The organism is Marisediminitalea alba, from assembly GCF_002993365.1.
In the GTDB taxonomy this organism is placed as follows: domain Bacteria; phylum Pseudomonadota; class Gammaproteobacteria; order Enterobacterales; family Alteromonadaceae; genus Alteromonas; species Alteromonas alba.
This window is the reverse complement of sequence record NZ_PVNP01000160.1, coordinates 1-26,230: the sequence shown is the minus strand read 5'-3', so window position 1 is coordinate 26,230 and position 26,230 is coordinate 1. Positions and strand designations below refer to the sequence as shown.

Sequence of the window (26,230 nt, the reverse complement as noted above, 5' to 3'; positions counted from 1 at the left end):
AAATCAATTACGTTTATCGTGTGATTTATAGGATGGATTTCATCAAAAGCAAAGGATAAATCGGGTGCAAAAAATTACGATAGCACTAATCTGCAATGCCACAAATGCCTATAACAGATGAAGAGCTTGAGGTTTTGGCCGAATTTTTATCGCCCAAATAGCACCTTGACCTGAGTCTAAGACATAGGATTAAGGTGACAAGTCGTCTATTTCAAACCTAAACCGCTCATGTGAGCACAATTAAAGGAAAAATTATGAAAACATTAACGTCATTATTACTGGCCAGCGCCCTTGTCGCTGCGCCAATTGCGACTTCTTACGCGCATCAACACACTGATAAATCTGACATGCCGATGATGGACGGTCAGATGATGAAGAAAATGCAAACACATATGGAAGAAATGCAAGCAGTTTTAGATGCAGTAAAAAGTGAATCTGATCCTGAAAAGCGTGAAGCCATGTTGCATGAGCATGCCCAAAAGATGCAAGACATGATGGGCATGATGGAAGGCAAAGATTCGATGGGAATGAAAGATGGAAAAGGAATGAAAGGCGGCATGGGCATGGAGCATAAACACAGTGATATGTCGACCGATGAGAAAATGAAAATGATGGAACAGCGTATGGCCATGATGGAAGACATGATGGGGCAAATGATGGGACATACGGCTGAAAAAGCGAAGCCAATACACAAGCATAAAAAGAACTAATCAATGCGTTATGAGGCTGGAAAAGCGACTGCCTCTTTTCTTTTAATAATCGCGGGAGTTTTACATGAACAAATTAATCAAGCTTTTATCAATTGCAGTCTTGTCTGTTGGGCTACTAGGGGGCTGTGCAAGCCAGGTATACCATGACTACATCATGAGTGGGCAGGTTGTTACCGTCGATGATAAACAAGTAGTGGTGTGTGTCTCTGACACCGATGGTCTCAAAGAACATCAAGTCTTTAATGTTTATCGCACCGTTTTTGATGCGACAGCAATTTCTGAAGGGGAAGACGGCTACTCGCGCGAATTCGTGGGCAAAATTCGATTAGGTAAGACGAAGGATGAGCATTTTGCAGAGGCTATTGTACTTGATGGCGAACTTGCACGTTATGACATGGTCGAGTTTGATCGTGGGTTTTAATCGATATTTTTGAATAGGAGCATGCCGTTGTGAAGATTAGAGAGTGTCACCAAACCTACCGTTTAGCGGCTATTGTGAGTCTGGTATTATCTAGTGTCTTATTCACAACCGCGTGTTCAGCGGTAACACAACAAACTAGTTCGAAAGAAAAATCTCAAGAAACACAATCTTCAGACACTGCGCCCGAGTTAGCACCGGCTGACTTTGCAAAGATCCAATCAGCTTTGCGCTCATTAGACAACTCACTGGCAGCGCGATCAAAAAGCAATATCGGCGTTAAACAAAGCGATGCCAGCCCTCAACTCAACGAATCATCTACGCCCCCCAAAGCGACGAGCAAGATGAAGATGGGCATGGGAAAAGGGAAAAAGAAGATGACAATGAACGGAAAGTCTTGCATGGGGATGATGTGTAAGATGATGATGAAAAATAGTTCGATGATGGGTATGCCTCCTGAACAAAATACACCGGAGATATCCAAACCTTCATCAACGATAAGCTTGCCAGGTGCGAGTAGTGCACCTCATATTTACCACCTTGGTGAACAAGCCTTTTTCTTAAACCACACAACAACATTAGAACTAACAGATACGCAGTATCAAACGTTGTTATCGATTCAATCTGAGTGGGAGTCTTCCCAAAAAAGCCTTGCGCAGCAGCGTAGTGCATTAGAGGCATTATTGTGGGAATTGACAGCCCAAGGATTGCCTCAATACGACAATATTAAAGACACCATTAGTGAAATAGAGGCCATAAACAGCACCCTACGCCTACAGTTTATTGCTTCGGTGGGGAAAGCCGTCTCAGTATTAACACCCCCGCAGATTGCGAAAATAAATGCGCTATGGGCGGCTGAACAAAAGGATGCGTCATGACTAGGGGGAGTAAACGCGCATCAATCATTCACCGCTATTGTGTCATTCTAAACGTCGTTCTTTTTTTCGTGATTATAAATGCGCACGCACAGCAACAGACTGAGGATAGTGAGCATGCCAGTCATCATCCTGAGGCAGCGAATGGGCCGATTGTTGCGGCAAGCACAGATTCTCCGCCTTTAGCCAACCAAGTTAAAGGTCAGCCGGGCAATGCCAACGCAATGATGGGGCCAGGTATGGCAAAAGGCATGGATAAAATGATGGAGAAAATGGGAGCGCCTAAACCTAAAGATCTCTATCCAACTTTAATGCGGATGCAATCAACCACGCCGGAACAAAGAGATAGTATCTTAGGCAAAGCGTCGGCGCGTATGCAACAAGGAAGTGAACAACTGACTACCGGGTTTGAATCGCTCGCCCGTGCCGCAGCCGTTGATGACTATACCCAAATGCAAGTAGCTGTTGAGACCGTTAAAGAAGGGATCGCGCATTTTGATAGTGGTCTTGCGGCAAAACGGGCAATACAAGATGGGCAAGATCCCAGAAGAGTGGCATTAACCTGGTTTAAATCGCAAATGAATTTGCTACCCAGTTCACCAGTGAATGATTCCTCAACACTATTTGGCATGACGCCGTTTCATACTGCAGTGATGCTTGTTCTGCTGATCTTCACTGTCGTCATGGTGTATGTTTATGGATTTAAAATGCGCAGAGCTGCCGCATTGCTAGAAGAGCTTAGGTCCACTGAGACCGCAAGCGCTTCTGCGCCCACTAAGCAAACATCACCTAACGAGATACCTACTAACGCACCTGTAGGGACTGACGCTGTTTTAATACCCGCTACAGCGCATGTATTACCTTCTACGACTATGTCACCGCGTAAAGGTGTCTATAGTGGCAGTATGCAAGTCACCGGTATTTTTCATGAGACCCATGATGTTAAAACGTTTCGACTTGCCAGCGCCGATGGTCAAGTCATCCCATTTAGTTTTGAACCTGGACAATTTGTGACTTTTACGCTCACGATTGATGGTGTTGAAAAACCGGTGAAGCGGTCTTACACCATCGCATCATCACCCACTGAGCAGTATTACTTTGAAGTCACCATCAAACGCGAGGAATTCGGTGTTGTTTCTCGTCATATGCATGACGTCGTAAATGTGGGAGATACGCTTTCAATTAAAGCGCCTGGCGGCAAGTTTTACTTCAATGGTCAAGATGCAAGTAGCGTTGTATTGATTTCAGGGGGGGTTGGGATCACGCCCATGATGAGCGCGGTGCGTTATTTAACCACGACGTGCTGGGACGGTGACATTTATTTTCTGTTTTGTACGCGAACGTCTAACGATTTTATTTTTGAACAGGAATTAAAATATCTACAAGCACGTCACCCAAGGTTGAAAGTACTCGTCAGTATGACACAGGCGGATGGCACTTCTTGGATGGGACCTCAGGGGCGTTTTTCATCGGCATTGATAAATGAATTCGTGCCGGACATAGCATTAAAAACAGCACACATTTGTGGGCCGCCGGCAATGATGGATGCAACCAAGGATATTTTATCTGAATTGGGTATGCCTGAAGCGAATATTAAAACAGAAGCTTTCGGTGGTGCGAGTCCGAAGAAAACGGCCACTAAAACGGAGGTCGCCCCAAACACGCCTGTAAACAATACGCGCCAAGTGCGATTTAGTTTATCAAATGCACAGGCACAAGCCGGCACAGATGAAACCGTATTGGACGTTGCTGATGGACTTGATGTTGATATTGAGAATTCGTGCCGGGCAGGCTCTTGCGGCAGTTGCAAAGTGAAATTACTGCGCGGCGATGTTGATATGGAGGTTGATGATGGGTTGGAGCCAGAAGATAGGGTCAGTGGTTATATTTTAGCCTGTCAAGCCATCCCTAAAACTGATGTGGAGGTGGAAGCATAGTGAATAGTCAAGAGCGAACCATTGTAGGCAGCTTGGTGGTCTTAATGATCTTACTTTGGCTAGGGTTTGTGTGGCACCGTGACCCAGCATTCCCTGGCAGCTTTGCTGGATTTGTCGTTGGTTTGACTGCGCTGGTATTAATGTTTATTCCGTTGCTTTACATGATCATTAAACGCAACAAAGCACTAAAGAAAGTCGTTACCAAGCAAATAGCCATGCCTACGCTACTGCGCATTCATATTTATGCTGGAGTATTGGGACCTATTCTTGCACTCATCCATAGCGCTCATCGTTTTGATAGTGCTACTGGAGTCTCCATCATCATCTTTATGATGGTCGTTGTGATCAGTGGGTTTGTTGGTCGGTATGTGCTAGGGCTTATTTCCTCAAATGTAAAAGAGAAAAAGCGTCAAGTGACAGAACTCCAAGGTGCACTTTCAAGCGCCAAACAATCGCTTAAAGACGCGGTCTGCGACGTAAGATATTCGAATTTCGCCCAAACATCAGCGAGACACATTCCATACATTGCTTTAAGTGTACCTATTTCAGCGCAAAGTAAGCTGTTTCGACAAGAGAGTAAGGTTCTATCCATTATCGATGCCATTTCTGATGTTGAATACAGCATTCTGATTCACGACACTGCGAAAACTTGGTTTGCTCGTTGGTTGAAGTTTCATATCGTGATTTCGATAACGCTCTATGGCGTATTGTTCTTTCACATTTTTAGTGAAGTTTATTTTGGACTACGCTGGTTATGATCAAGTGGATAATAGTTATTCTGGGCTTAGTTGCAGCGGGCTTTGGTGTTAGCCATTTTTTTCACACACCAGAGGATCTTGCAAAAATTCCGTGGGAACAAATGGTAGAGCCTGGTTCACTGAGCAAAGCGCATGCGTTTTTGGCGGATGACTGCTTGAGTTGTCACACGCCAGTAGAAGGCGTTGAGCGCGACAAGTGTGTGGCCTGTCATGCAAATGATACGCATATCGTCGCGCGTCAACCTACTGCGTTTCACGCCGACATAACAGAATGTGCTAGTTGTCATACTGAGCATCAAGGTGAGGATGCTAAGATTTCACTGATGAACCATATTGCATTGGTCGATATTGGGTTCAATATGCTCCCCAACCCAAACGTGCCGTTTGACGAAGGCGCAGCCACGATGGCTTTTTTAGAAAATGTTCTAGCGAATAAGCAAACGGCTGATCCCCTATTTGTGCATCCCGACGTCAGTGATAAAGAAGCATTATTGAATTGTTCACAGTGCCACAGCAACGATGATCGCCACTTTACGTTGTTCGGAGAGGATTGCGTGCAATGCCACAGTACAGACAAGTGGTCACTGCCGACGTTTATTCACCCCTCGAGTCAATCTCGTGATTGCAATCAATGTCATGAAGCGCCGCCCAGTCACTACATGCAACATTTTAAAATGATTTCCGCCAAAGTCGCTGGCGAGCCAAAAGCCAAAGTGGAGGCGTGTTATGCCTGTCATCAATCGACTTCCTGGAACGATATTAAGCGTGCCGGCTGGTACAAGCATCATTAAGGGGGTGAAACTGTGATCACAAATTCCATTGCGCTGGCAACCTCACTGTTGGTAGCAATAGTATTGTTTCTGCCTCGCCTACGACAATCTGTCCAATGGCGAGCAACAGTCACCCCGTTGGCTTCAATAATTGGCAGTGGCTTTTTGATCATTGCACCACTGCTGCATTCGGTGATGGGCAAATGGGCGCTGCTGGGCATTATTCTGTTGTCCATTCTGGCATATACGTTGGGTTCGGTCATTCGCTTCAATATACGTCACGCAGAGCCTGAGCTTGCTCGCAATCCCCACGGCAGTATCGCAACGCTTGAGAAAGCCAGTCAATGGGCACTTGGCGCTGCCTATGCGATTTCCGTGGCGTTTTACATTAGCTTGTTTGCCGCATTTGTCTTTGACCGCTTGGCTATCGCTGATACAACACTCATTAAATTGTTTACCAGTGGGCTGCTTGTCATCATTATGCTGGTCGCTTGGCTTCGCGGTGCGAGAGGGCTAGAGACCATCGAGCTATTCGCGGTAACCATTAAGTTGGCGATTATTGTGGGTGTGCTTGTCGCGCTGGCAACCTACGACATACAAGTCCAAAGTGCGTGGTTTAAACACGAAGCGATACAATCCCTCAGCCATTTTGAAACCCTTAGTATGCTCGCGGGTATGCTCATGGTTACGCAAGGGTTTGAGACAACGCGCTTCATGGGCAGTAACTACAATGCAGAGCAGCGCATTAAAGCAGGGCGATATGCCCAGTGGATTGCCATTTTTCTTTACGCTGTGTTTATTGGTTTAACCTGTCCCATATTTCTCGATTTTCCGATAACCGAACTGAATGAAACCACCATTAGTTATACCCTGGGTCAAGCCATTTGGGTATTGCCCATATTATTGTTAGTGGCAGCGACAGCAAGTCAGTTAAGCGCCGCATTGGCCGATACTATCGGTGGCGGAGGACTGCTAAAAGAACTCTTCCACTTACCCATATCTCCTCAGTTTTACTATGTTCTGGTTATCGCGATTGCGGGCATATTAGTTTGGTCATCCAACGTATTTGAAATCATTAATCTCGCGTCAAAGGGATTTGCACTTTATTACCTTATACAAACACTCATCGCATTCAAGCTCGTACTACTGCGGCCCAAAGAACAACGCTTCAAATCGCTTCAATTGCTTGGTCTTTGCGCGATTGTTGTTTCCTTATCCTTTGTGATTGGCTGGTCAATACCAGCACCGCACAGTTAATAGAGGACAGAGGCTAATGCAATCCGCAAAAACATGTACGCCAGCAGTTCGCGTCGCAAACAAGGTTAAGCAATATACCATAATAGGGGTAGGAAACATTTTACAGCGTGATGATGGCGTTGGTATACATGCTATCCAAGCCTTACAGCCCATGCTTGAAGACTATTCAAATGTGTCGTGCATTGATGCTGGGACACTGAGCTACGAATTATTAGAATGGGTGTCAAATTCAGATCATACCATTGTCATAGATGCCGCCTATATGCGATGTCCCGCAGGCACGGTTAAAGTCTTCAAAGATGATGAAATCGCGCAGCAATTTGAACAGGCAACGGCGCACTCTGTTCACCAAATTACGTTACGCGATACCTTATTAACCAGCCAAACATTGTTTTCAAAACCGACTGAAGTGACGTTAATTGGCGTAGAGCCTGAAGCAATCGAGTGGGGGACGTCCTTAAGTCCAAAAGTCAGTGTCGCGCTCTCTTCCATTATGGATATCGCGTTTGCGTGTCTTTCTACCGGTAAGGTTCACGCCAATACCCCAGCGATTGAAAAGCAGTCACGATGAACGAAGAACTCATTTTTATAACATCAAATGCTGACACTACGGGCAATGTGATCCCGCTTTTGCATCAGATTCGTCATGCCTTATCCCAGTTACTTGCGCAGCAAGAAGAAACCACGATAGACCTGCGGCGATTGCCATTGAGTGCAAGTGAAGAATCACAGTTGGAGACTTTTCTGGGTCATGGAGAAGTGAAAGCAGATATTCAGGCACTGGGTGACACAGTGGTAATCGAATCACGATATACCGGCGTCTGGCTTGAAACACATTACAACGAGGAAGCCGAGATCATGGGCAAATATGTGCATATCTGTGACTGTCCACCGCTAATAAAATCTCAACCAGAAGATATGGTGTTATCGCTCAATAATATCGTATCAGACATTCAAGCAATGTCTGATACATCGACTAATGACGCGGCTGAGGAGGATTAAAATGTCTCTACCCACACTAAATGCGCAGTTACAAGCGTCAGGTATATCCAGACGCACATTTCTAAAGTTCTGCGCTACGACAGCATCATTGCTCGCCTTACCTCAAAGTGCGGTTGCCGACCTCGCCAATGCACTGGGGAATGCAAAACGACCTTCTGTTGTTTGGTTGCCCTTTCAAGAATGTACTGGGTGCACCGAGGCGATTTTACGCTCTCATGCCCCCACTCTGGAAAGCCTTATCTTCGATCACATTTCATTGGATTATCAACATACAATAATGGCTGCCGCTGGAGAGCAAGCAGAGGAGGCACGACGCGCTGCAATGGAAGCGCACAAGGGACAATATTTGCTGTTGGTCGATGGTTCGGTTCCGATGGGGAATCCCGGTTACTCAACGATCAGTGGAATGAGTAATGTTGATATGTTGCGTGAATCGGCCAAAGAGGCTGCGGGTATTATTGCCATTGGTACCTGCGCATCTTTTGGCGGGATCCCCAAAGCTAACCCAAATCCGACGGGCGCTGTTGCAGTCAGCGACATCATTACTGATAAACCAATCGTCAATATTTCAGGATGCCCACCACTGCCTATCGCGATAACAGCAGTGTTGGTTCACTACCTCACATTTAAGCGTTTTCCTGACCTTGATGCACTGCAACGACCACTCGCCTTTTTTGGTGAAACCATTCACGACCGATGTTACCGGCGTCCGTTTTTTGAACAACGTAAATTTGCAAAATCGTTTGATGACGAGGGGGCTAAGAAGGGCTGGTGTCTGTTTGAGCTGGGTTGCAAAGGGCCTGAAACTTTTAATGCGTGTGCAACCGTTAAGTGGAATCAAGGCACCAGTTTTCCTATTGAATCTGGGCACCCGTGTCTTGGCTGCTCTGAGCCCGACTTCTGGGATAAAGGCAGTTTTTACCAAGCCCTTTTTCCATGGGAACGATACAAATCTAAACCGGGTAAAGGTGGACAGAAGCACGCCGGTAAAAACGCATAAGACACAATAGGCAAAGCATATGGACAAGACATCAAATAATGACCGATTGGTCGTCGATCCCATCACTCGAATCGAAGGCCATCTTAGGATAGAAGCTGAAATGGATGGTAATACGATCAAACAGGCGTTCTCTTCGGGTACCTCTGTACGAGGAATTGAACTGATCCTGCAAGGCAGAGATCCTCGGGATGCGTGGGCGTTTGCTCAGCGTATCTGTGGCGTTTGTACATTGGTACATGGCATGGCATCGGTTCGCGCAGTCGAAGATGCCCTCAGAAAAGCGTGGCGTACAAACGCCAAGTTAGGAGTGGCTATTGGACATCCGGCCATGACGTCCATGCCAAAAGGGCCGCTGCAACATGGTAAAAAAGGCAAAGGGCACCGTCATTCAGGCACCGTGATAGGTTCATTGAGTGAAGCTGAGATGGCTATCCCACAAAATGCACAATTAATCAGAAACATCATGATCGGCACCCAGTATGTGCATGATCACGTGATGCATTTTTATCACTTACATGCCCTTGATTGGGTTGATGTTGTATCGGCTTTAGATGCGGATCCAGCTAAAACGGCAGCGCTTGCTGGTCAACTTAGCGATTATCCTCGTTCATCTCCTGGTTATTTTAAGGATATGAAACAAAAAGTTAAAACGCTGGTTGAGTCGGGACAACTGGGGATATTTAACAATGCATATTGGGGGCATCCGGGCTACAAACTGCCACCTGAAGTAAATTTAATGGCGCTAGCGCATTATCTAGATGCGCTAACGTGGCAACGTGACGTTGTTAAAGTTCACACCATATTTGGTGGCAAAAACCCTCATCCCAATTTTGTCGTCGGCGGTGTACCGTCACCCATTAATTTGAATGCATCAACAGGAATTAACACACGACGATTAGTGCAATTACAAGATGCCATCACCCAAATGAAGACATTTGTCGATCAAGTGTACTATCCAGATATTTTGGCCATTGCGGGTTATTACAAAGAGTGGGGTACACGAGGCGAGGGGCTGGGTAACTTTCTAACCTATGGGGACCTACCGACGACCTCAATGGATGATCCCGCGTCATTTTTATTTCCCAGAGGCGCAATACTGGGTCGCGACTTGAGCAAGGTATATGAAGTCGACTTAGATGATCCATCTGAAATTCAAGAATTCGTTTCTTCATCTTGGTATCGCTATAGCGGCGGAAATACAAGTGGCTTACATCCTTTCGAAGGGCAAACAAACCTTGAATATACCGGCCCAAGGCCCCCGTATAAGCACCTTAATACGAGTGCTGAATATTCATGGTTGAAAAGTCCGCGTTGGAAAGGCCATGCAATGGAGGTCGGTCCGTTAGCGCGTGTATTAATGATGTATGCGAAAAAGGATGCTGCAGTGCAAGACATCGTCAACCGCTCTCTTTCTATCTTAGACTTAGCGCCCTCAGCACTTTTCTCGACACTCGGCAGAACGCTCGCCAGAGCGGTTGAAACCAAAATTATCGTCAACCAGCTACAGGATTGGTATGACCAATTGCTTGATAATATTGCGAGCGGCGATACCGATACGTTCAACCCTTTATATTTTGACCCAGCGAATTGGCCTGTAAAAGGTCAAGGCGTCGGGGTTATGGAAGCGCCCAGAGGCGCTTTAGGGCATTGGTTAGTCATGCAAAATGGAAAGATTGATAACTACCAATGTGTCGTGCCCACTACATGGAACGCAGGTCCTAGGGATCCTAATTCACAGGCCGGCGCTTATGAAGCCGCGCTGCAAGATAAACATACACTACATGATCCTGACCAACCTTTAGAGATTTTGCGAACGCTTCATAGTTTCGATCCGTGCCTTGCATGTGCTGTGCACGTGATGGATGAAACCGGTGAAGAGCGTCTGCAACTGAAAGTTCGTTAGTCATAGTTGAGGAACTATTATGAGCATCCAAAATATTACAAAGCATCTTACTAACCCACTAATATTAATTTTCTACTCGGTGTTGGGCTCACCAGCGAGCTACGCGCATCCGGGCCACCAAGGCGATCATTCCATACTGTTAGTCGCGCTCCTGTCAGTCACAGTGTTAGTGGCGGTTGGGCTCTTTGTGTACAGAGCGAGAGTGAGAAGTAACGCAATACGGGTACCGCAGTAATGTGCCTCGCTGTTCCAATGAAAGTCACAGGAATAAAAGGCTTTAATGCGATATGCGAAGCCAAAGGTGTTTCTCGCGAGGTCAGTTTACATTTAATACAAGGATCAGGTGTCAAGGTGGGTGACTATGTCATGGTGCATGTGGGTTATGCACTGCAAGTGATCACGTATGATGAAGCGCAAGTGACGTGGGAGTTGCTCGATCAGGTGATTGCTTACGATGCATGAAATGAGTCTGTGCTATAGCTTGCTTGACACAATTGCCGTTTACCAACGCGCAAATATGGATAAGTGTGTCGGTCTTGTCCACGTCAAAATCGGGCCACTTTCAGGTGTTGAGCCTGATTTACTGCATCAGGCTTTTTTGACGTGTAGGACACACTCTATCGGCGATCAGGCAGCGCTTCAAATTCACACTAGCGCTATCAAAGTGCGCTGCACATTGTGTGGCAAACATAGCCGTGCAGTAGTAAACCGTATCATATGCGCTAGCTGTGGTTCGTGGCAGACAGAACTCATTCAAGGCGATGAGTTTGTTTTACAGCGAATTGAATTCATCCCGTCCGAAATATCAACCGAACCAAAGGAAAGACAATATGTGCGGTAATTGTGGGTGTGAAACACCTAGGAAAATCGAAAAGCCTATTCAGCAAACGACAAACGTCGTTGAGGTTCATGCGAATCTAAAAAGTAGCAATGATACCCAAGCGATCACAAATCGTGCTTTGTTTGATGCACATGATGTGATGGTGATTAATTTGATGTCATCGCCAGGTAGCGGAAAAACACGGTTGCTGGAAGAAACGATCACAGCGCTCAAATCACAATACAACATGGCGGTGATTGAGGGCGATCTCGAAACTGAAAATGATGCTAACAGGATTAGGCGTCATGGTGTGCAGGCTGAGCAAATTGCGACAGGGCAAGGGTGCCATTTGGACGCTAATATGGTGTTTAAGGTACTCGGGAAATTTAACCTCGAAAAGCTAGACGTTTTGTTTATTGAAAACGTTGGCAATTTAATTTGTCCCGCATGTTTTGATTTAGGGCAGCACTTGAATGTGATCTTGTTGTCGGTACCAGAAGGCGACGATAAACCCGAAAAGTACCCCGTCATGTTTCGTGCCGCAGATGTCATGCTGATTTCTAAGACCGACTACTTGCAGTTCCACGACGAATTCAATGTGGCGCGTGCGATCCAGTCATTTCGTAAAGTGGGCAATAACGCCCCTGTTATAGAAGTGTCTTCAACGCAAAGTAACCAGCTTGAGGCATGGTTTGCTTACTTTATAGAAACCATTAATGCTCGTGACTCTCGCTCATTGCAAGAACGGGGAGCTTAAGAGTATGTATAGTGTTGAATCGTTACTATCTCTGATCAAGAAAACGCCGCTTACAAAACCGCTCCGTATTCTCAATGTCTGTGGTGGTCATGAGCGCGCGATCACGCGCGCTGGCTTTAGAACGTTATTTCAACACAATATTCATCTGATCCCCGGCCCAGGCTGCCCCGTCTGTATTTGTCCAGAAGAAGATATCGCATTCGCGATTCACTTAGCACTCAACGAAAACGTCGTCATTGTGAGTTTTGGTGATATGCTCCGCGTGCCCATCGATTGTGCTATCGATGGTTGTGATTCATTGATAGCAGCAAAAAATAGTGGAGCAGATGTTCGTCCTATTTCGTCTGTGCAAGAAGCAGTATCTATTGCGATAGGTGAACCTGAAAAGGCGGTTGTATTTTTTGCGGTCGGTTTTGAAACCACCATGGCACCGGTTGCAGCAGCATTGCTTGCTGATTTGCCCAATAACCTTAAAGTTTTATTGTCTGGACGTCTTACTTGGCCAGCTGTTGCCCATGTGCTTAGGAGTCAACAAGATACATTTGACGCCCTTATTGCACCAGGCCATGTCGCAACCATTATGGGATGTGAAGAATGGCAATTTGTTATCGACCATCATGATTTACCCGTCAGTATTTCAGGATTTCATCCAGAAAGTCTGCTTTTGTCGATCCATGCACTTATCAAAAACTGTTCTAGCAGAGTCATTACGCTGAACAATAGCTATCCCGAAGTCGTCAAGCACCATGGTAACTCAGCGGCTCAAACTCTTTTAAAAACAGCGTTTACTCAGGTTGATGCGCATTGGCGTGGAATTGGTGTCATACCGCGTTCTGGATTTTCATTGGCTGCAAAATTGTCGCACTTAGACGTTACCAACCATTATGAGCCAATCGATTGTAGTTCACAAATTATACAAACCAGTCAAAAAACACCCCCGCCCTGTGAACAAGTGATACTTGGGCAAATGGCACCTGATGGGTGCCCGTTTTTCGGTAAGGAATGTATACCGGCTTCGCCCAAAGGAGCCTGTATGGTTTCCGACGAGGGGGCTTGCAGAGTCTGGTATAGCGCTGGCGAGCGCTCAGTAATAGAAGTTATTGAGAAGGGAAATACGCAAAAAGTGGAGATAAAGTCATGACGGCTTCCGGCTTGCACGAAGCAAATAAAAATAATGCAAAAACAATTGCGTATGAGCTAATCATTACAGGGATGATCCAAGGCGTTGGCTTTAGACCCTTGATTTACCGTTTAGCCCATGAAAAAAACCTTGTGGGATGGGTCAAAAACGATTGTGGGTGTGTGCGCATACATATTGAAGGCTCAGAATTAGATGTTGAACAGTTTTCATATGAATTACAAAATAATGCGTCAATGGTATCGTTGTATTTACTCGAAAAGAAAAGCATTAAACCCAATGGCTTAGGTACATTTTCGATAGAAGAAAGCAGTCATGACCCATTAAGCGGGACGGTATCAGTGCCCAAAGACTTGTATTTGTGTGACGCGTGTCAGTCCGAGTTACTGTCTACAGATAACCGGCGCAGTGATTATAGTTTCATCGCTTGCAGTGAATGTGGACCACGATTCTCGATGTTGCGGGCAATGCCCTATGACAGAAAAAATATTAGTATGTCTGCGTTTCCTATGTGTGAGACGTGTCACCAAGAATATCAATCCCCGCATGACAGGCGCTTTCACGCACAGCCTATCAGTTGTCGCGCATGCGGACCTGAAGTGTTTTGTTCAACAGTTGGCGGTCGTGTGATCGCGCAAGGTGATGACGATGTTGTGACTGCGGTTGTGGGATGCCTTAACCAAGGTGCAATCATTGCGTTAAAAAGTGTCGGCGGGTATCACTTAATTTGTGACGCGCAAAACACTGAAGCGGTTGATCTACTGCGGCGACGAAAGAATCGACCCGACAAGCCTTTTGCGGTGATGCTTCCAGAGCCGCAAAGCGATGTTCCTGGACAGAGTTGGCTCGATAACTGTGTGGTGGTAAACAGTCAAGATAAAGCGCTCCTATCAAGCCCTGTAAGACCTATTTTGCTTGCACCAAAAAAACGCAATGCACCCATTTCGGAAAACGTAGCGCCAATGCTTAGCGATTTGGGGGTGATGTTACCATGCAGTGGTCTGCATTTGATGCTCATGAAGCAATTCAATCGTCCGATGATCGCAACGTCAGGCAATGAATACGGTGAACCTATGGTCACATCGACGTCGTCTGCACAACAACAGCTTTCCATGTCGGCCGATTTTTTTGTTCATCATAATCGCGATATCTGTCACAAACTCGACGACTCCGTTCTAAGAACTATGATGTCAGGTGCTATACCGTTTCGTCTGGGGCGGGGCTTAAGTCCCCTAGAATTAACGCTTCCCTATGACGTAGAAGAGCCACTTATTGCGGTAGGGGCGAATCAGAAAAACACGGTATCATTCGCATGGAAGAACCGACTAGTGGTAACACCGCATATTGGCGACCTCGATTCGCCTATAATGCAGGCACATTTTGAAAAATGTATCAGTGATTTTCAAGACCTTTATCATGTCAGTCCGCAGCGTATTCTGTGTGACCGACATCCTGGCTATATTAGTTCTCGTTGGGCCAAGGAAAGCCCATTACCGTCCAGTGAAATTTTACATCATCGTGCTCACGCATCCGCCTGGGCGTTATCTGCTGAAGTCTCGTCACCTAGTTTGGTTTTTGTATGGGATGGGGCAGGGATAGGCAGTAATGGTGATTTGTGGGGTGGTGAAGTGTTTTGGGGCTCACCGGGCAATTGGAAACGCATTGCATCATTGGCTCCTATGAAACTGCAAGGCGGGAATAAAGTACCTTATCAGCCTTGGCGCAGCGCCGCAGCACTTGCATGGGAGACTAGTTTCACGGAGGTTGATTTGACCCCCTTTGACCCAGAGCACCTGAGTTTCAAGGCATGGAAAAACGAACTTAACTGTTATTTTAGTAGTTCGATGGGAAGACTGTTTGATGCAGCTGCGTTTGCCTGTTGTGAACAAAGTGAAGTCTCATATGAAGGGCAAGCACCGATGATGCTTGAGAGTGTTGCATCCACGCCATCCAAGATTGTGCCGTTATCCTTGATACAGAAAAGTGATGATTTCATTCTAATGGACTGGCGAACGATGGTGCCTGACCTATTTGATAAAACAGTACCCGCACAAATCCGCGCCGCAAATTTTCACGCATCACTCATTGAAACTGCGTGGGAGTTAACCAAGCGTTGTCGCAAAAAGTATGATTTCAACCATATTGGTTTGGCCGGAGGCGTCTTCCAAAACCGCATTTTATGCGATGGCCTAGCTGAACGTTTTGCACAATCAGACATTCCTGTTGTTATCCCAAGCAGTTTACCTTTAAACGATGCAGCAATAAGTGTCGGGCAAATTCACGAATATTGCTCAAGGAGATCATCATGAAAGGCATAGAGCGTAATAATCGAGCATCATCAGAACCGTTGGACACCGATACTATTCGGTTAGCGCAAGGCAATGGTGGAATATTGACCAAAAAACTTATTAATGATGTGTTTAAAAATACTGCCAATAAAGAACTAGATCTGCTACACGACGCGGCTTCGGTAACCTTCGCCGGTCCCTTTCTGAGTATGACAACCGATAGCTTCGTTGTCTCACCTTACACATTTCCAGGTGGCAATGTGGGGGCATTAAGTATTTACGGTACCGTGAATGATCTGGCTGTCGTTGGCGCGACCCCTCGGTATATCAGTACTGCATTCATTATTGAAGAAGGCTTTTCGATGACGGCTCTCAAGGAGGTTGTCCATAAAATGCATCAAGCTGCTGTAGAAACCAATGTGGCCATAATAACGGGAGATACTAAAGTCGTTCCCAAGGGATTCGGTGGTGGCGTTTATATCAATACAACGGGTGTGGGTGACAGCCAAGAAACACCAATTTGGGATACGAGTCTTATAAGGCCGGGCGATCACGTACTTGTCAGTGGCTCTGTTGGCGATCACGGTGCTTGCGTATTACTGGCGCGTGAGGACTATGGGTTGCACGGCCAATTTAAGTCCGACTGTGCCAGCGTTTTCCCGTTAGTCAATGCAATCAGAGACTTAGAAGGCGTTCGTTTTGTCCGAGACCCAACGCGTGGAGGACTATCAGTGTTACTCCATGACGTGGCAACTGAAACGGGTTTCAATATCGAGCTAATTGAAAATAACATTCCGGTGCGTCCAGAGGTCGCAAGCGTGTGTGACATTCTAGGCTTTGATCCTTTCGTTTTGGCTTGTGAGGGACGCGTTATTGCAATTGTTAGTCCCGATATTAGCAGCGAAGTACTCACTCATTGGCGAGGTATAAAAAACGGTGAAAATGCCCAACATATTGGTGTCATTACGGAAAATACAGGCTTAAAGGGCCGCGTGTCGATTATTACGCCAATGGGAGGGCGACGCTTCATGAGTGAGCTTGAAGATGAGCCACTTCCACGGATCTGTTGAAGGTTTAGGTGTTGACCTGTGAGCGGCTCACAGGTTTATCGTGTGAAGGTGAGAGTAAAACATAGGATTAAAGGCGTGTTTTACCGGCACAACAATGTTGATAAAGACGGGGGGTTAAAATGCGGGTAAAACAAATAGCAGATGCACTAGATATTAGCGTTGATACCGTGCGCTATTATACGCGCATTGGACTTTTGGTCCCAAATAAATCCCACAATGGATACAAGTATTATCGGCCGGCGGATGTGACGCGACTGCGGTTCATTTTAAGTGCGCGCGCCTTAGGTTTTTCGGTCAATGATATTAAAGAGATCCTAGTTACATCTTCACAAACCAATGCGCCGTGTCCAACGGTAAGGCGTCTTATTGAAAAGAGGTTGAAAGAGACTGAACAGCGGTATCAGGACATGCATGAACTTAGAGAGCGCATGCGCTTAGCCACTTCAGAGTGGCAAAACAAACCCGATCAACCTCCAACGGCCGATACGATATGCCATTTAATTGAAGGTTTCACAGCGCTTAAGTCATAACAAGGTTTAAATAGGGAGTGGTTTATGAATTCTAGAACAGACGGTGCGAAAGCACATGGGTGTTGTAGTGGCGGCGATAAAACATCAACTGCGAACGAAGCGGTTGACACTAAAACGCAGACCAGACAGGTGTCTTCCGAAGCAGGCGAGATACAACTTAATATTCAAGGGGCGAGTTGTGCCAGTTGCGTCACTAAAATTGAAACAGCCTTAAAACAAGTCGCAGGCGTCACCGGCGCAGAAATGAATTTTGCACAGCGTACAGTGCTTATCAATGGTAATGCCTCACCAAGCGAACTGGTTGGTGCGGTAGAAGAAGCTGGGTATAACGCAACGCTGGCAAATGCCGATTCTGATGAGGCTGCCATTGAAGAAAAAGAGCAAGCGGATTGGGCTTATTATAAAAAGCTAATGCGACATATGGTCATTGCATTGTCGCTTGGAGTACCGCTCATGATCTATGGTTTGGTAACCGGGGAAATGAGCGTCAACACGACCACGGAGCGAATTGTATGGTTGATTATTGGGCTCATGACATTAGGTGTCATGGTGTTCTCTGGTCGGCATTTTTATGTGGGTGCATGGAATTCGTTTAAAAATCATTCGGCCAATATGGATACTTTGATAGCCTTGGGTACAGGAACCGCCTGGTTGTACTCGATGACAGTTGTGTTCTTTCCGGGGTATGTCCCTGAAATGGCACGACATGTTTATTTTGAGGCAACCGCCATGATCATCGGCCTAATTAATTTGGGCCTGGCCCTTGAGATCAAAGCACGTGGTAAAACCTCAGAGGCCATTAAAAGGCTGATAGGCTTGCAAGCCAAGACTGCACGTGTCATTCGAGATGGCGATGATATTGATATTCCTATTGAAGATGTTTTGCTCAATGATCTTATCCGGGTTCGACCCGGAGAACGCATTTCTGTAGATGGTGTAGTCGTCGAGGGCCAAACCAGTATTGATGAATCAATGCTAACGGGTGAGCCTATGCCAATTGAGAAGCGAAAAGACGATGAGGTTGTGGCCGGTACCATCAACAAATCAGGCTCTATCGTCTTTCGGGCAGAACGCGTGGGAAAAGACACCGCGCTAGCTCAGATCATCAACATGGTAAAACGTGCACAAAATTCAAAACCACCTATTGGTCGATTGGCAGATGTTATTTCTGCCTATTTCGTGCCGGTTGTTATGATCATTGCCGTAATGAGCGCACTAGCGTGGCTCAATTTTGGTCCGGCTCCCGAGGTTGCCTTCGCAATCGTGTCAGCAACCACGGTACTGATTATTGCATGTCCTTGCGCATTAGGTTTAGCCACGCCGATGTCGGTCATGGTGGGGGTTGGCAAGGCGGCTGAAGCAGGCGTACTTATCCGCAACGGTGAAGCGCTGCAATCTGCTTCGAAAATTACCACAATGGTATTAGATAAGACCGGCACCATAACAGAGGGGGCGCCTAAAGTTACCGACGTTGTTATTGCGTCAGCTCACAATCAAGATGACGTGCTTTCGTTAGCTGCAAGCCTGGAGTCGGGTTCCGAACACCCACTCGCAATGGCGATCGTTGAATCAGCGAAAGAGCAAGGTGTGCCGATCCACTCGGTGACTGATTTTGAGTCCATTGCAGGGAAGGGCGTAGCGGCAACACTGAATTCTCAGCGTTTGCTATTTGGCAATGAAAAATTGATGAAAGAAAAATCAATAGAACTTCATCATTACGTTGATAAAGCGCAGAGGCTGGCCGCAGAGGCTAAAACCCCAATGTATTTCGCGATTGATTCAAAATTAGTTGCCGTCATTGCTGTTGCCGATCCAATAAAATCAGACTCAATAGATGCGATTAACCGCCTACAGCACAACGGAATACGTGTGGTGATGTTGACGGGGGACAATCATATGACTGCAAAAGCCGTTGCTCGAAAGGCGGGGATTGTTGATTACGTTGCTGAAGTGATGCCAGAAGATAAAGCAAACAAAGTGCTCGAACTTCAACGTGAGGGTGAAATCGTCGGAATGACCGGCGATGGGATCAATGATGCGCCCGCCTTAGCCCATGCCAACGTCGGATTTGCTATCGGAACAGGCACTGATGTCGCAATAGAAAGTGCAGATATCACGTTGATGCGAGGCTCCTTACATGGGTTAGCGGATGCGATTGCAGTGAGTAAGGCAACGCTGAGAAACATAAAGCAGAATCTCTTCGGAGCATTTATCTATAACGTCGCGGGGATCCCATTTGCTGCAGGTGTTTTTTATCCATTTTTAGGCTTACTACTTAGCCCAGTAATTGCCGGTGCAGCGATGGCATTCTCGTCGTTAACGGTAGTGACCAACGCGAATCGATTACGTTTATTCAAAGCTAAAGAGCACTAGGAGAACCTAAAGATGATGTGGATTAATTTGATAGGGTTAGTCGTGATTGGGCTTATTGTTTGGTGGTTTTGGCTTTACCAAACAAAGTCAACTGAAGTACGAGACGGCAGCATCGAAGTCCGCGTGAAAGATGGCGTATATCAACCTGCCAATATCACAGTGCCCGCGAATGAGTCTGTACAACTGATGTTCTATAGAGAAGATGCGACCCCCTGTGCGGAAACACTACTAATACCCGAGTTGGAGATCAGTGAAACATTAGTGCTTAACAAGCGTGTGATGGTCACTATTCCCCCCCAAAAGGCAGGTCGCTATCCGTTTCATTGTCAGATGCAAATGTACCGTGGCACTTTGGTGATCAAGTGACTTACCGTTTTCTGAAAACTTAAACGACACAAAAGCGAGGTGTATTGTGAATAAACAAAAATTACCTTTTTGGCGCACCCCCAGTGGTTGGTCCGCCATCGGACTTATAGCGGCGGCAAGCTATTTCTTGTTTGTCGAGCATGGTGAACATGTTTTCCCTTATCTACCTTACTTGATCCTGCTGCTATGCCCAGTGATGCATATCTTTATGCACGGAAGTCATGGTAAAGGGCATGAGACACATACTAACGACGAGCAAACATTTAAAGAGCAAACCGAAGACAATGATCAATACAGACAAGGTTATATCGAAGGGTTAGAGCAGGCACGCAAGGAAAGACGTAAAACGGAGAGCGACAATGCACGGTGAATCAGATTATGGGCTTTGGACGTTAGTCATCATTAACTCCGCAATATTTATCTTTTTTGCGTTTAGTTTCGTCAAGCCGAAGTCAAAAACAGACTGGCGAAGCTTAGGCGTATTTTCCGCTTTTATCGTGGCGTTATTTACTGAAATGTATGGTTTCCCGCTTACCATCTATTTTTTGTCCGGTTGGTTAGCCGAAAGTTACCCAGGCGTAGATTTTTTAAGTCACGAAAATGGTCACTTGTGGCATACACTGTTGGGGTTATCTGGCGATGCGCATTGGGATGTACTGCACATCTTGAGTAATGTTCTCATCGTTTTAGGATTCTTTGTTTTATCTGCTTCGTGGAATGTCCTGCATCACGCGCAAAAAACGAGCAGTTTAGCGACCAGCGGTTGGTACGCACGTTGTCGGCATCCCCAATATGTTGCCTTCATTGTGATCATGTTTGGCTTTTTACTGCAATGGCCAACACTACCCACTTTGCTCATGTTTCCCATTCTCATTGTTGTCTATGTTCGACTGGCCAAACGCGAAGAGCAGCACGCCGAAACTGAGTTTGGTGATACCTATAGGCAATATAAGCAAGCCACGCCAGGTTGGTTCCCACGATTTCTCAATTCAAACGTTTCAAGCCCCGTGTAAGGATTACAAAATGAAGAAAGCATTAGTTTCAATATTGTTTGTCGCAGGCGTTTTATCCGCTACCTTTACGAGTGCTCAGACATCCATGAGTGCCGATGAGATGTTACGCAGTAACGAGCGCGTCATGGATGCATTAATGCAACGCATCCAACGGATCAATGACGTTTCTGAGAGGCAAACGTTGATTGTTGAGCATATGAAGATGATGGATACCTACTTAACGAGTATTGAGAAGAGGATCCAAAGTGAATCTAATACTGAACAAAAGATACTATTAAAAGAGACATATAGAAAAGGCCTGCAAAGAAGTCTTGTTCTTATCGAAAGCGGCATATCAGCAAGCGACATTGTTGTGATGGGGAACTCGATAGATGAACATTTGTTGTTAATAGAACAAAGAATGACAGTTTTACAATCGTTAATGCAGCAAATGGTTAATGCCAATAGCGTTTTAAGTAATTAGTGACGTGACTGACATAACTGTGTAGGTAATTAATTTATAGGAGAAAAGTATGAGCGATTTAGATCACAGAGTGGGCGTTTCTGAGGCTAATTTAGTGGTACGGCATTTGAAGTTAACCGGCATTACCGACGGTAATTTATTAGCAATTGTTGCTGAAATTGATGGGACCTTTGGTATTGATGCCGTTTCATTTGAAGAAGCCAAAAACACTTTGCATATCGGCTATGACGCGACCCACTGCAATTTAGATGGCATTGAGACAATCATTCGTGCACACGGTGCAGACATTTCTGATGATTTTTGGACAAAGATGAAAGAAGGCTACTACCAATTCGTTGACGAAAACATTCGTGAAAATGCGAAACATAAACCCTGGAGCTGCCATCGTGTCCCACCCGGGCAAAGCAATAGAAAGAAATAGCGTAGCGCGAATCGAGCAACTTTATGTTGGACTTCACCAATCAGCACTAATTAAAACAGGATATTAGCACTGTGGATCATAGTAAGAATGAAATGGACAGAATTAATTCATTTAATTCGGCAATAATTGCAAGAAACCCAGCTGAACATGAATTCCATCAAGCTGTGCAAGAGTTCACAGGGGCAGTAATGCCCTATGTTATGGCCAATGCCAAATATGATGATGGGCATGTATTAGAAAGAATGACAGAGCCAGACCGTATTGTCATTTTTAGAGTATGTTGGGAGGACGATAACGGCCATATTCACTGCAATAGAGCATGGCGAGTCCAATTTAACAATGCTATTGGACCCTATAAAGGAGGCTTGCGCTTTCATCCCAATGTTACGCAAAGTGTTCTTAAATTTTTAGCGTTTGAGCAAGTCTATAAAAATGCATTGACTGGACTTCCGATGGGAGGTGGTAAAGGGGGAAGTGATTTCGATCCGAAAGGAAAGAGTGATCGCGAAATCATGCGATTTTGTCAGTCATTGATGATCGAACTTTCTAAGCATATTGGGGAAGATACTGACATTCCAGCCGGCGATATTGGGGTGGGTGGAAGAGAAATTAGTTATCTGTTTGGTCAATACAAAAGACTAAAAAACAGATTCGTGGGTACGCTAACAGGCAAAGGACTTTCTTATGGTGGAAGTCTTATTCGAACGGAGGCGACAGGCTATGGTGTTGTTTATTTTACTCAGCACATGCTGAATATGCGTAACGAGACATTAGCAGGAAAAACAGCCTTAATTTCGGGCGCCGGCAATGTTGCGATTTTTTGCGCAGAAAAATTGATTAATGAAGGTGCCCAGGTCATGACACTGTCTGACTCAAGTGGTTTCATTTACGATCCTGATGGATTTGACCATCAAAAATTAGCATTTCTAAAAACGCTTAAATTTGTCAAACGGCAACGCTTGAGCGAATACACGGAAAACTACCCACACGCCATTTATCATCAGGGCAAAAGGCCTTGGCTTATAAAGGCTGATTTGGCCTTTCCTTGTGCAACACAAAATGAACTCGAACTTGAGGATGCTAAACTCCTTGTTGATAACGGTATACAGTTGATCGCAGAAGGCGCAAACATGCCTTGTACCCTTGAGGCGGTCAAATACTTTCAGGCTAAAAGTGTACTGTTTGCACCTGCAAAAGCGGCAAATGCTGGAGGCGTTGCCGTTTCTGGGCTAGAGCAAACACAAAACTCACTTCGGCTTCCTTGGACAAGAGAGGAAGTTGATTCACGACTTCAACAGATCATGGCGCATATTCATCGCCAATGTGTTGAATATGGAAAAGAAGACGGTGGCATCAACTATGTGAAGGGGGCCAACATCGCTGGATTTGTAAAAGTCGCCGATGCGATGCTTGCGTATGGAATAGGATAGGGCACTGAGTGACTCGTTTCCGTATGCGGTCGTTTTTCTGCATAATTGTGTTGGGCTTATACCCGTATAAGGTGAGCGCCTTTTGATTCGTTCAGAAAAATTTTGTGATTTGTGGGTGTCGATACTCTCGCGGTATCGGCTCATTGCCCTGTTTGCCTTACTCATTTTGATAGGCGGACTAAGCATGGGTATCAACCATGTGGTTTTTAATGCGGACTATCGTGAGTTTTTTGAAATCAACGATCCGCAGCGCATGAAGTTTGACGAAATCCAAGACGTTTTCGGCAGTAGCGACAATATCATGTTTTTACTGGTTCTCGCATCGCGGGATGTCTTTACGGAAGAAGTTTTTACGGCCATTCATCAACTAACCGAGCGAGCCTGGCAGATCCCGCATTCCTATCGTGTTGATTCACTGACTAACTATCAATATTCATGGTCTGTTGGCGACGATCTTATGGTTGAAGATCTACTCCCCGACATTGATAATTTATCGTTTGAAAGACTTGCGTAGGCAAAGGAGGCTGCGTTGAGTGAGCCTGGACTAATGGGGCGGTTACTCAATAATGAAGCCTCGGTAACAGCCGTAAATGTTTTGGTCAATGTTCGCGGTAAACCGGCTAGTGCAGAGCATAATGCGGTGCAATATGCCTATGCATTGAGTGAGGAATTGCGTCGTGAATACCCTCAACTCGATGTTTACCTCTTAGGCGAGGTGATGGCAAATGCGACGTTCAACGAATTATACGTTCAAGATACCACGACACTTTTACCGCTGATGGTACTGCTTATTTTACTGTTGGCCATGTTTGCGCTTAAAAGCGCAGTGGCATCAATCCATATTCTTGTCGTAGTAATTGTGTCTGAAACAGCTTCAATCGGTTTGATCGGCTGGCTAGGCGGCGCGTTAACGAGCCCCTCATCCGCTGCGCCAATTATCATAGTCACGCTGGCAATTGCAGATTGTGTTCACCTGTTAACGCACTATTTACGATTTCGTCAAGAAGGAATTCTCAATGAGGACGCTATCGCTAAAAGTGTCGACCGCAATGCAAAAGCTATCTTTTATACCAGCTTGACGACCATAATTGGTTTCTTAAGTCTCAATGCAAGCGATTCTCCGCCATTTAGAGATCTCGGTAATTTCGTTGCGCTTGGCGTCATGATGGCGTTTTTATTCAGCGTTTTATTACTACCGTTATTACTCATGTTCTTTCCTTGTTCGCCGTGGGGCAACCTCATTCAAATTACATGGAAAGCGTGGATAGATATGTGCCATAGAAACGCGAGAAGCATCGTCGCCTTAACTGTGATGATACTATTAGGATCTGTGTATGGCTTGAAAAAAAATGATTTCAACGATGACTGGATTGCATACTTTGATGAGTCTGTTTCTTTCCGACAAGCCGTGGATATTAGTGAACAACACCTTAGTGGCACAACGACATTAGAATACGTGCTCACGAGTCAAACTCGTGTTACAGATCCCGTTTACTTACGAGATGTGGAGTCATTTACACAGTATTTGTATTCATTGCCACAAACAAGACACGTATTTATATTTACTGACGTGCTAAAGCGACTAAACCGCAACATGAATGGTGATGATCCTGCTGAATATTTAATTCCAAAAAACAGAGAGCTCGCGGCGCAGTACTTATTGCTCTATGAAATGTCTTTACCGTTCGGCTTAGACGTGACCAACCAAATAAACTTAGATAAAACTGCAATGCGCATTATGGTGACATTCAAAAACTTGTCTTCTACTCAATTGATTAGTCTGGAAAACGAAATAGCTGTGCACTTGAACAAAGTCGAATCGTTTGATTTTTTCGTCACTAGCCCCAGTAGCATGTTCGCCCATCTAAGCCACAATAATATTCGAAGTATGCTGATAGGGACGGTACTTGCGATGATATTGATAGCCTTTGTACTGATGTTTGCGTTGAAATCAGTCAAGCTTGGCGCACTTAGCGTGATCCCGAACGTTTTACCTGCTTTTGTAGCATTTGGCGTATGGGGACTATGGGTATCAGAAATAAATCTAGGGTTGTCGATTGTAGCGAGTGCGTATTAGGCATTTCCCGATCACTAATTCCGGCCTCTCGATCACCCCAATTCTGATACACCCGATCACTGGTATTATGGCTTGCCCGATCAGTAGTTGTGGCAGACCGCAGTCTGCCACAGGTATTTACCTCATGGTTTGTTGCTTTCTCATTGACTCCCCAGTGAGGGTTATCCGGTGAGCATTGTGGATGAGGCGATCTAGTAGCGCATCGGCAACCGTGCCGTTACTTATCATTGAATGCCATTGCTCTACAGGTAGCTGACTACAGATGATGGTGCTACTTACGCCGTGCCTGTCTTCTACCACCTCCAGTAAGTCTGTTGCCTGTTTGACGGTGAGTTTTTCCAGTCCCCAGTCATCCAGGATCAGTAGCTGTTGTTTCGCTATCGTTGCTAGCTGCTTGGTGTAACTGCCATCAGCGTGGCCGATGTGTAAGTGCTCGTTTAATCGTGGTAATCGCCAGTAACCAACACGTATTCCCTGGCGACACGCTTGTTCACCAAGCGCACAAGCTACATAGGTTTTACCGCCACCTGTGGCTCCGGTAACAATGATATTCTGATGATGACTAAGATATCCGCCATTTAATAAATCGGCCATTCTTGGCTTTTGTAATCCGCGGCCATTGTCGTATGACAGTTCTTCCGGTGTTGCATTTAACCTGAGTCGTGCCTGTTTACGAAGTCGGTTGATGCGGTTTGTCCGTCTTTGGTTCATTTCATGGTCAACCAGCAGGGACAACCGTTCCTCGAAGGCTAATTCACAGTAGGTGTTGGGTTGAGCGCGTTGCTGTTTTAACATATCCGCAATCCCTGTCATGCGCAGTTGCTGTAATTGTTGGATGAGTAGATCGTTCATTT

General features: G+C 45.7%; 28 protein-coding genes. 27 read left to right on the top strand and 1 reads right to left on the bottom strand.

Annotation, left to right across the window (positions count from 1 at the left end):
* Positions 1-254: 254 nt before the first annotated feature.
* The 27 genes from C6Y40_RS14780 (at position 255) to C6Y40_RS14645 (ending at position 25,376) form a co-directional block, all read left to right on the top strand.
* The gene (locus C6Y40_RS14780) at positions 255-710 is read left to right on the top strand and encodes a hypothetical protein (protein ID WP_105935250.1); all 456 of its coding nucleotides are present in this window, start codon (positions 255-257) and stop codon (positions 708-710) included.
* A gap of 64 nt (positions 711-774) precedes the next feature.
* On the top strand, positions 775-1,131 hold the full coding sequence (locus C6Y40_RS14775; RefSeq protein WP_044447444.1) for a hypothetical protein: 357 nt from the start codon (positions 775-777) through the stop codon (positions 1,129-1,131).
* A gap of 29 nt (positions 1,132-1,160) precedes the next feature.
* A complete protein-coding gene (locus C6Y40_RS14770) occupies positions 1,161-2,006 on the top strand; it encodes a hypothetical protein (RefSeq protein WP_105935249.1) in 846 nt (281 codons plus the stop codon).
* The gene (locus C6Y40_RS14765; RefSeq protein ID WP_105935248.1) at positions 2,003-3,940 is read left to right on the top strand and encodes a 2Fe-2S iron-sulfur cluster-binding protein; all 1,938 of its coding nucleotides are present in this window, start codon (positions 2,003-2,005) and stop codon (positions 3,938-3,940) included. The genes C6Y40_RS14770 and C6Y40_RS14765 overlap by 4 nt, the downstream gene beginning before the upstream one ends.
* A complete protein-coding gene (locus tag C6Y40_RS14760) occupies positions 3,940-4,698 on the top strand; it encodes a hypothetical protein (protein ID WP_105935247.1) in 759 nt (252 codons plus the stop codon). The genes C6Y40_RS14765 and C6Y40_RS14760 overlap by 1 nt, the downstream gene beginning before the upstream one ends.
* Positions 4,695-5,489: a multiheme c-type cytochrome gene (locus tag C6Y40_RS14755; protein WP_105935246.1), complete on the top strand. Its 795-nt coding sequence runs from the start codon at positions 4,695-4,697 to the stop codon at positions 5,487-5,489. Before C6Y40_RS14760 ends, C6Y40_RS14755 begins: the two co-directional genes overlap by 4 nt.
* Positions 5,490-5,501: 12 nt before the next feature.
* Positions 5,502-6,725, top strand: coding sequence for a hypothetical protein (locus tag C6Y40_RS14750; protein WP_105935245.1), 1,224 nt, complete (start codon positions 5,502-5,504; stop codon positions 6,723-6,725).
* 16 nt (positions 6,726-6,741) lie between these two features.
* On the top strand, positions 6,742-7,296 hold the full coding sequence (locus tag C6Y40_RS14745) for a HyaD/HybD family hydrogenase maturation endopeptidase (protein WP_105935244.1): 555 nt from the start codon (positions 6,742-6,744) through the stop codon (positions 7,294-7,296).
* A complete protein-coding gene (locus C6Y40_RS14740) occupies positions 7,293-7,727 on the top strand; it encodes a hydrogenase expression/formation C-terminal domain-containing protein (RefSeq protein WP_105935243.1) in 435 nt (144 codons plus the stop codon). Before C6Y40_RS14745 ends, C6Y40_RS14740 begins: the two co-directional genes overlap by 4 nt.
* A gap of 1 nt (position 7,728) precedes the next feature.
* A complete protein-coding gene (locus C6Y40_RS14735; protein WP_105935242.1) occupies positions 7,729-8,727 on the top strand; it encodes a hydrogenase small subunit in 999 nt (332 codons plus the stop codon).
* 19 nt (positions 8,728-8,746) lie between these two features.
* The gene (locus tag C6Y40_RS14730; RefSeq protein ID WP_105935241.1) at positions 8,747-10,630 is read left to right on the top strand and encodes a nickel-dependent hydrogenase large subunit; all 1,884 of its coding nucleotides are present in this window, start codon (positions 8,747-8,749) and stop codon (positions 10,628-10,630) included.
* 234 nt (positions 10,631-10,864) lie between these two features.
* Entirely contained in the window at positions 10,865-11,092 is a 228-nt protein-coding gene (locus C6Y40_RS14720; protein ID WP_013755277.1) for a HypC/HybG/HupF family hydrogenase formation chaperone, read from the top strand.
* Positions 11,085-11,471: a hydrogenase maturation nickel metallochaperone HypA/HybF gene (locus tag C6Y40_RS14715; protein WP_105935239.1), complete on the top strand. Its 387-nt coding sequence runs from the start codon at positions 11,085-11,087 to the stop codon at positions 11,469-11,471. Before C6Y40_RS14720 ends, C6Y40_RS14715 begins: the two co-directional genes overlap by 8 nt.
* Complete coding sequence (hypB, locus tag C6Y40_RS14710; protein ID WP_240621972.1) at positions 11,398-12,207, top strand: hydrogenase nickel incorporation protein HypB; 810 nt, start codon at positions 11,398-11,400, stop codon at positions 12,205-12,207. The genes C6Y40_RS14715 and hypB overlap by 74 nt, the downstream gene beginning before the upstream one ends.
* Positions 12,208-12,211: 4 nt before the next feature.
* Positions 12,212-13,348 (top strand): hydrogenase formation protein HypD, encoded by a 1,137-nt coding sequence (hypD, locus tag C6Y40_RS14705; protein ID WP_105935265.1) that lies wholly within the window; start codon positions 12,212-12,214, stop codon positions 13,346-13,348.
* A complete protein-coding gene (gene hypF, locus C6Y40_RS14700) occupies positions 13,345-15,654 on the top strand; it encodes a carbamoyltransferase HypF (RefSeq protein ID WP_105935237.1) in 2,310 nt (769 codons plus the stop codon). Before hypD ends, hypF begins: the two co-directional genes overlap by 4 nt.
* On the top strand, positions 15,651-16,703 hold the full coding sequence (gene hypE / locus C6Y40_RS14695) for a hydrogenase expression/formation protein HypE (protein ID WP_105935236.1): 1,053 nt from the start codon (positions 15,651-15,653) through the stop codon (positions 16,701-16,703). Before hypF ends, hypE begins: the two co-directional genes overlap by 4 nt.
* A gap of 119 nt (positions 16,704-16,822) precedes the next feature.
* Complete coding sequence (locus C6Y40_RS14690) at positions 16,823-17,233, top strand: MerR family transcriptional regulator (protein WP_044447457.1); 411 nt, start codon at positions 16,823-16,825, stop codon at positions 17,231-17,233.
* Between the two features lie 24 nt (positions 17,234-17,257).
* Entirely contained in the window at positions 17,258-19,606 is a 2,349-nt protein-coding gene (locus tag C6Y40_RS14685; protein ID WP_170308507.1) for a heavy metal translocating P-type ATPase, read from the top strand.
* 12 nt (positions 19,607-19,618) lie between these two features.
* Positions 19,619-19,972 carry a cupredoxin domain-containing protein gene (locus C6Y40_RS14680; protein WP_013755269.1) on the top strand — a complete coding sequence of 118 codons (354 nt, stop codon included), beginning with the start codon at positions 19,619-19,621 and terminating at the stop codon, positions 19,970-19,972.
* A 46-nt stretch (positions 19,973-20,018) separates the two neighbouring features.
* Positions 20,019-20,342 (top strand): DUF2933 domain-containing protein, encoded by a 324-nt coding sequence (locus C6Y40_RS14675; protein WP_013755268.1) that lies wholly within the window; start codon positions 20,019-20,021, stop codon positions 20,340-20,342.
* On the top strand, positions 20,332-20,985 hold the full coding sequence (locus C6Y40_RS14670; RefSeq protein ID WP_013755267.1) for a methyltransferase family protein: 654 nt from the start codon (positions 20,332-20,334) through the stop codon (positions 20,983-20,985). The genes C6Y40_RS14675 and C6Y40_RS14670 overlap by 11 nt, the downstream gene beginning before the upstream one ends.
* A gap of 10 nt (positions 20,986-20,995) precedes the next feature.
* Entirely contained in the window at positions 20,996-21,448 is a 453-nt protein-coding gene (locus tag C6Y40_RS14665; RefSeq protein ID WP_105935235.1) for a hypothetical protein, read from the top strand.
* Positions 21,449-21,497: 49 nt separating this feature from the next.
* Entirely contained in the window at positions 21,498-21,869 is a 372-nt protein-coding gene (locus tag C6Y40_RS14660; RefSeq protein WP_013755265.1) for a hypothetical protein, read from the top strand.
* A gap of 92 nt (positions 21,870-21,961) precedes the next feature.
* The gene (gene gdhA, locus C6Y40_RS14655; protein ID WP_105935263.1) at positions 21,962-23,299 is read left to right on the top strand and encodes an NADP-specific glutamate dehydrogenase; all 1,338 of its coding nucleotides are present in this window, start codon (positions 21,962-21,964) and stop codon (positions 23,297-23,299) included.
* A gap of 82 nt (positions 23,300-23,381) precedes the next feature.
* Complete coding sequence (locus tag C6Y40_RS14650; RefSeq protein ID WP_146129581.1) at positions 23,382-23,813, top strand: hypothetical protein; 432 nt, start codon at positions 23,382-23,384, stop codon at positions 23,811-23,813.
* Positions 23,814-23,828: 15 nt separating this feature from the next.
* Positions 23,829-25,376 carry an efflux RND transporter permease subunit gene (locus C6Y40_RS14645; RefSeq protein WP_146129580.1) on the top strand — a complete coding sequence of 516 codons (1,548 nt, stop codon included), beginning with the start codon at positions 23,829-23,831 and terminating at the stop codon, positions 25,374-25,376.
* Positions 25,377-25,493: 117 nt separating this feature from the next.
* Here the strand turns inward: C6Y40_RS14645 and istB are convergent, their stop codons facing one another.
* Positions 25,494-26,228, bottom strand: a complete 735-nt coding sequence (gene istB, locus C6Y40_RS14640) for an IS21-like element helper ATPase IstB (RefSeq protein ID WP_071979584.1) — start codon at positions 26,226-26,228, stop codon at positions 25,494-25,496.
* Positions 26,229-26,230: the final 2 nt, after the last annotated feature.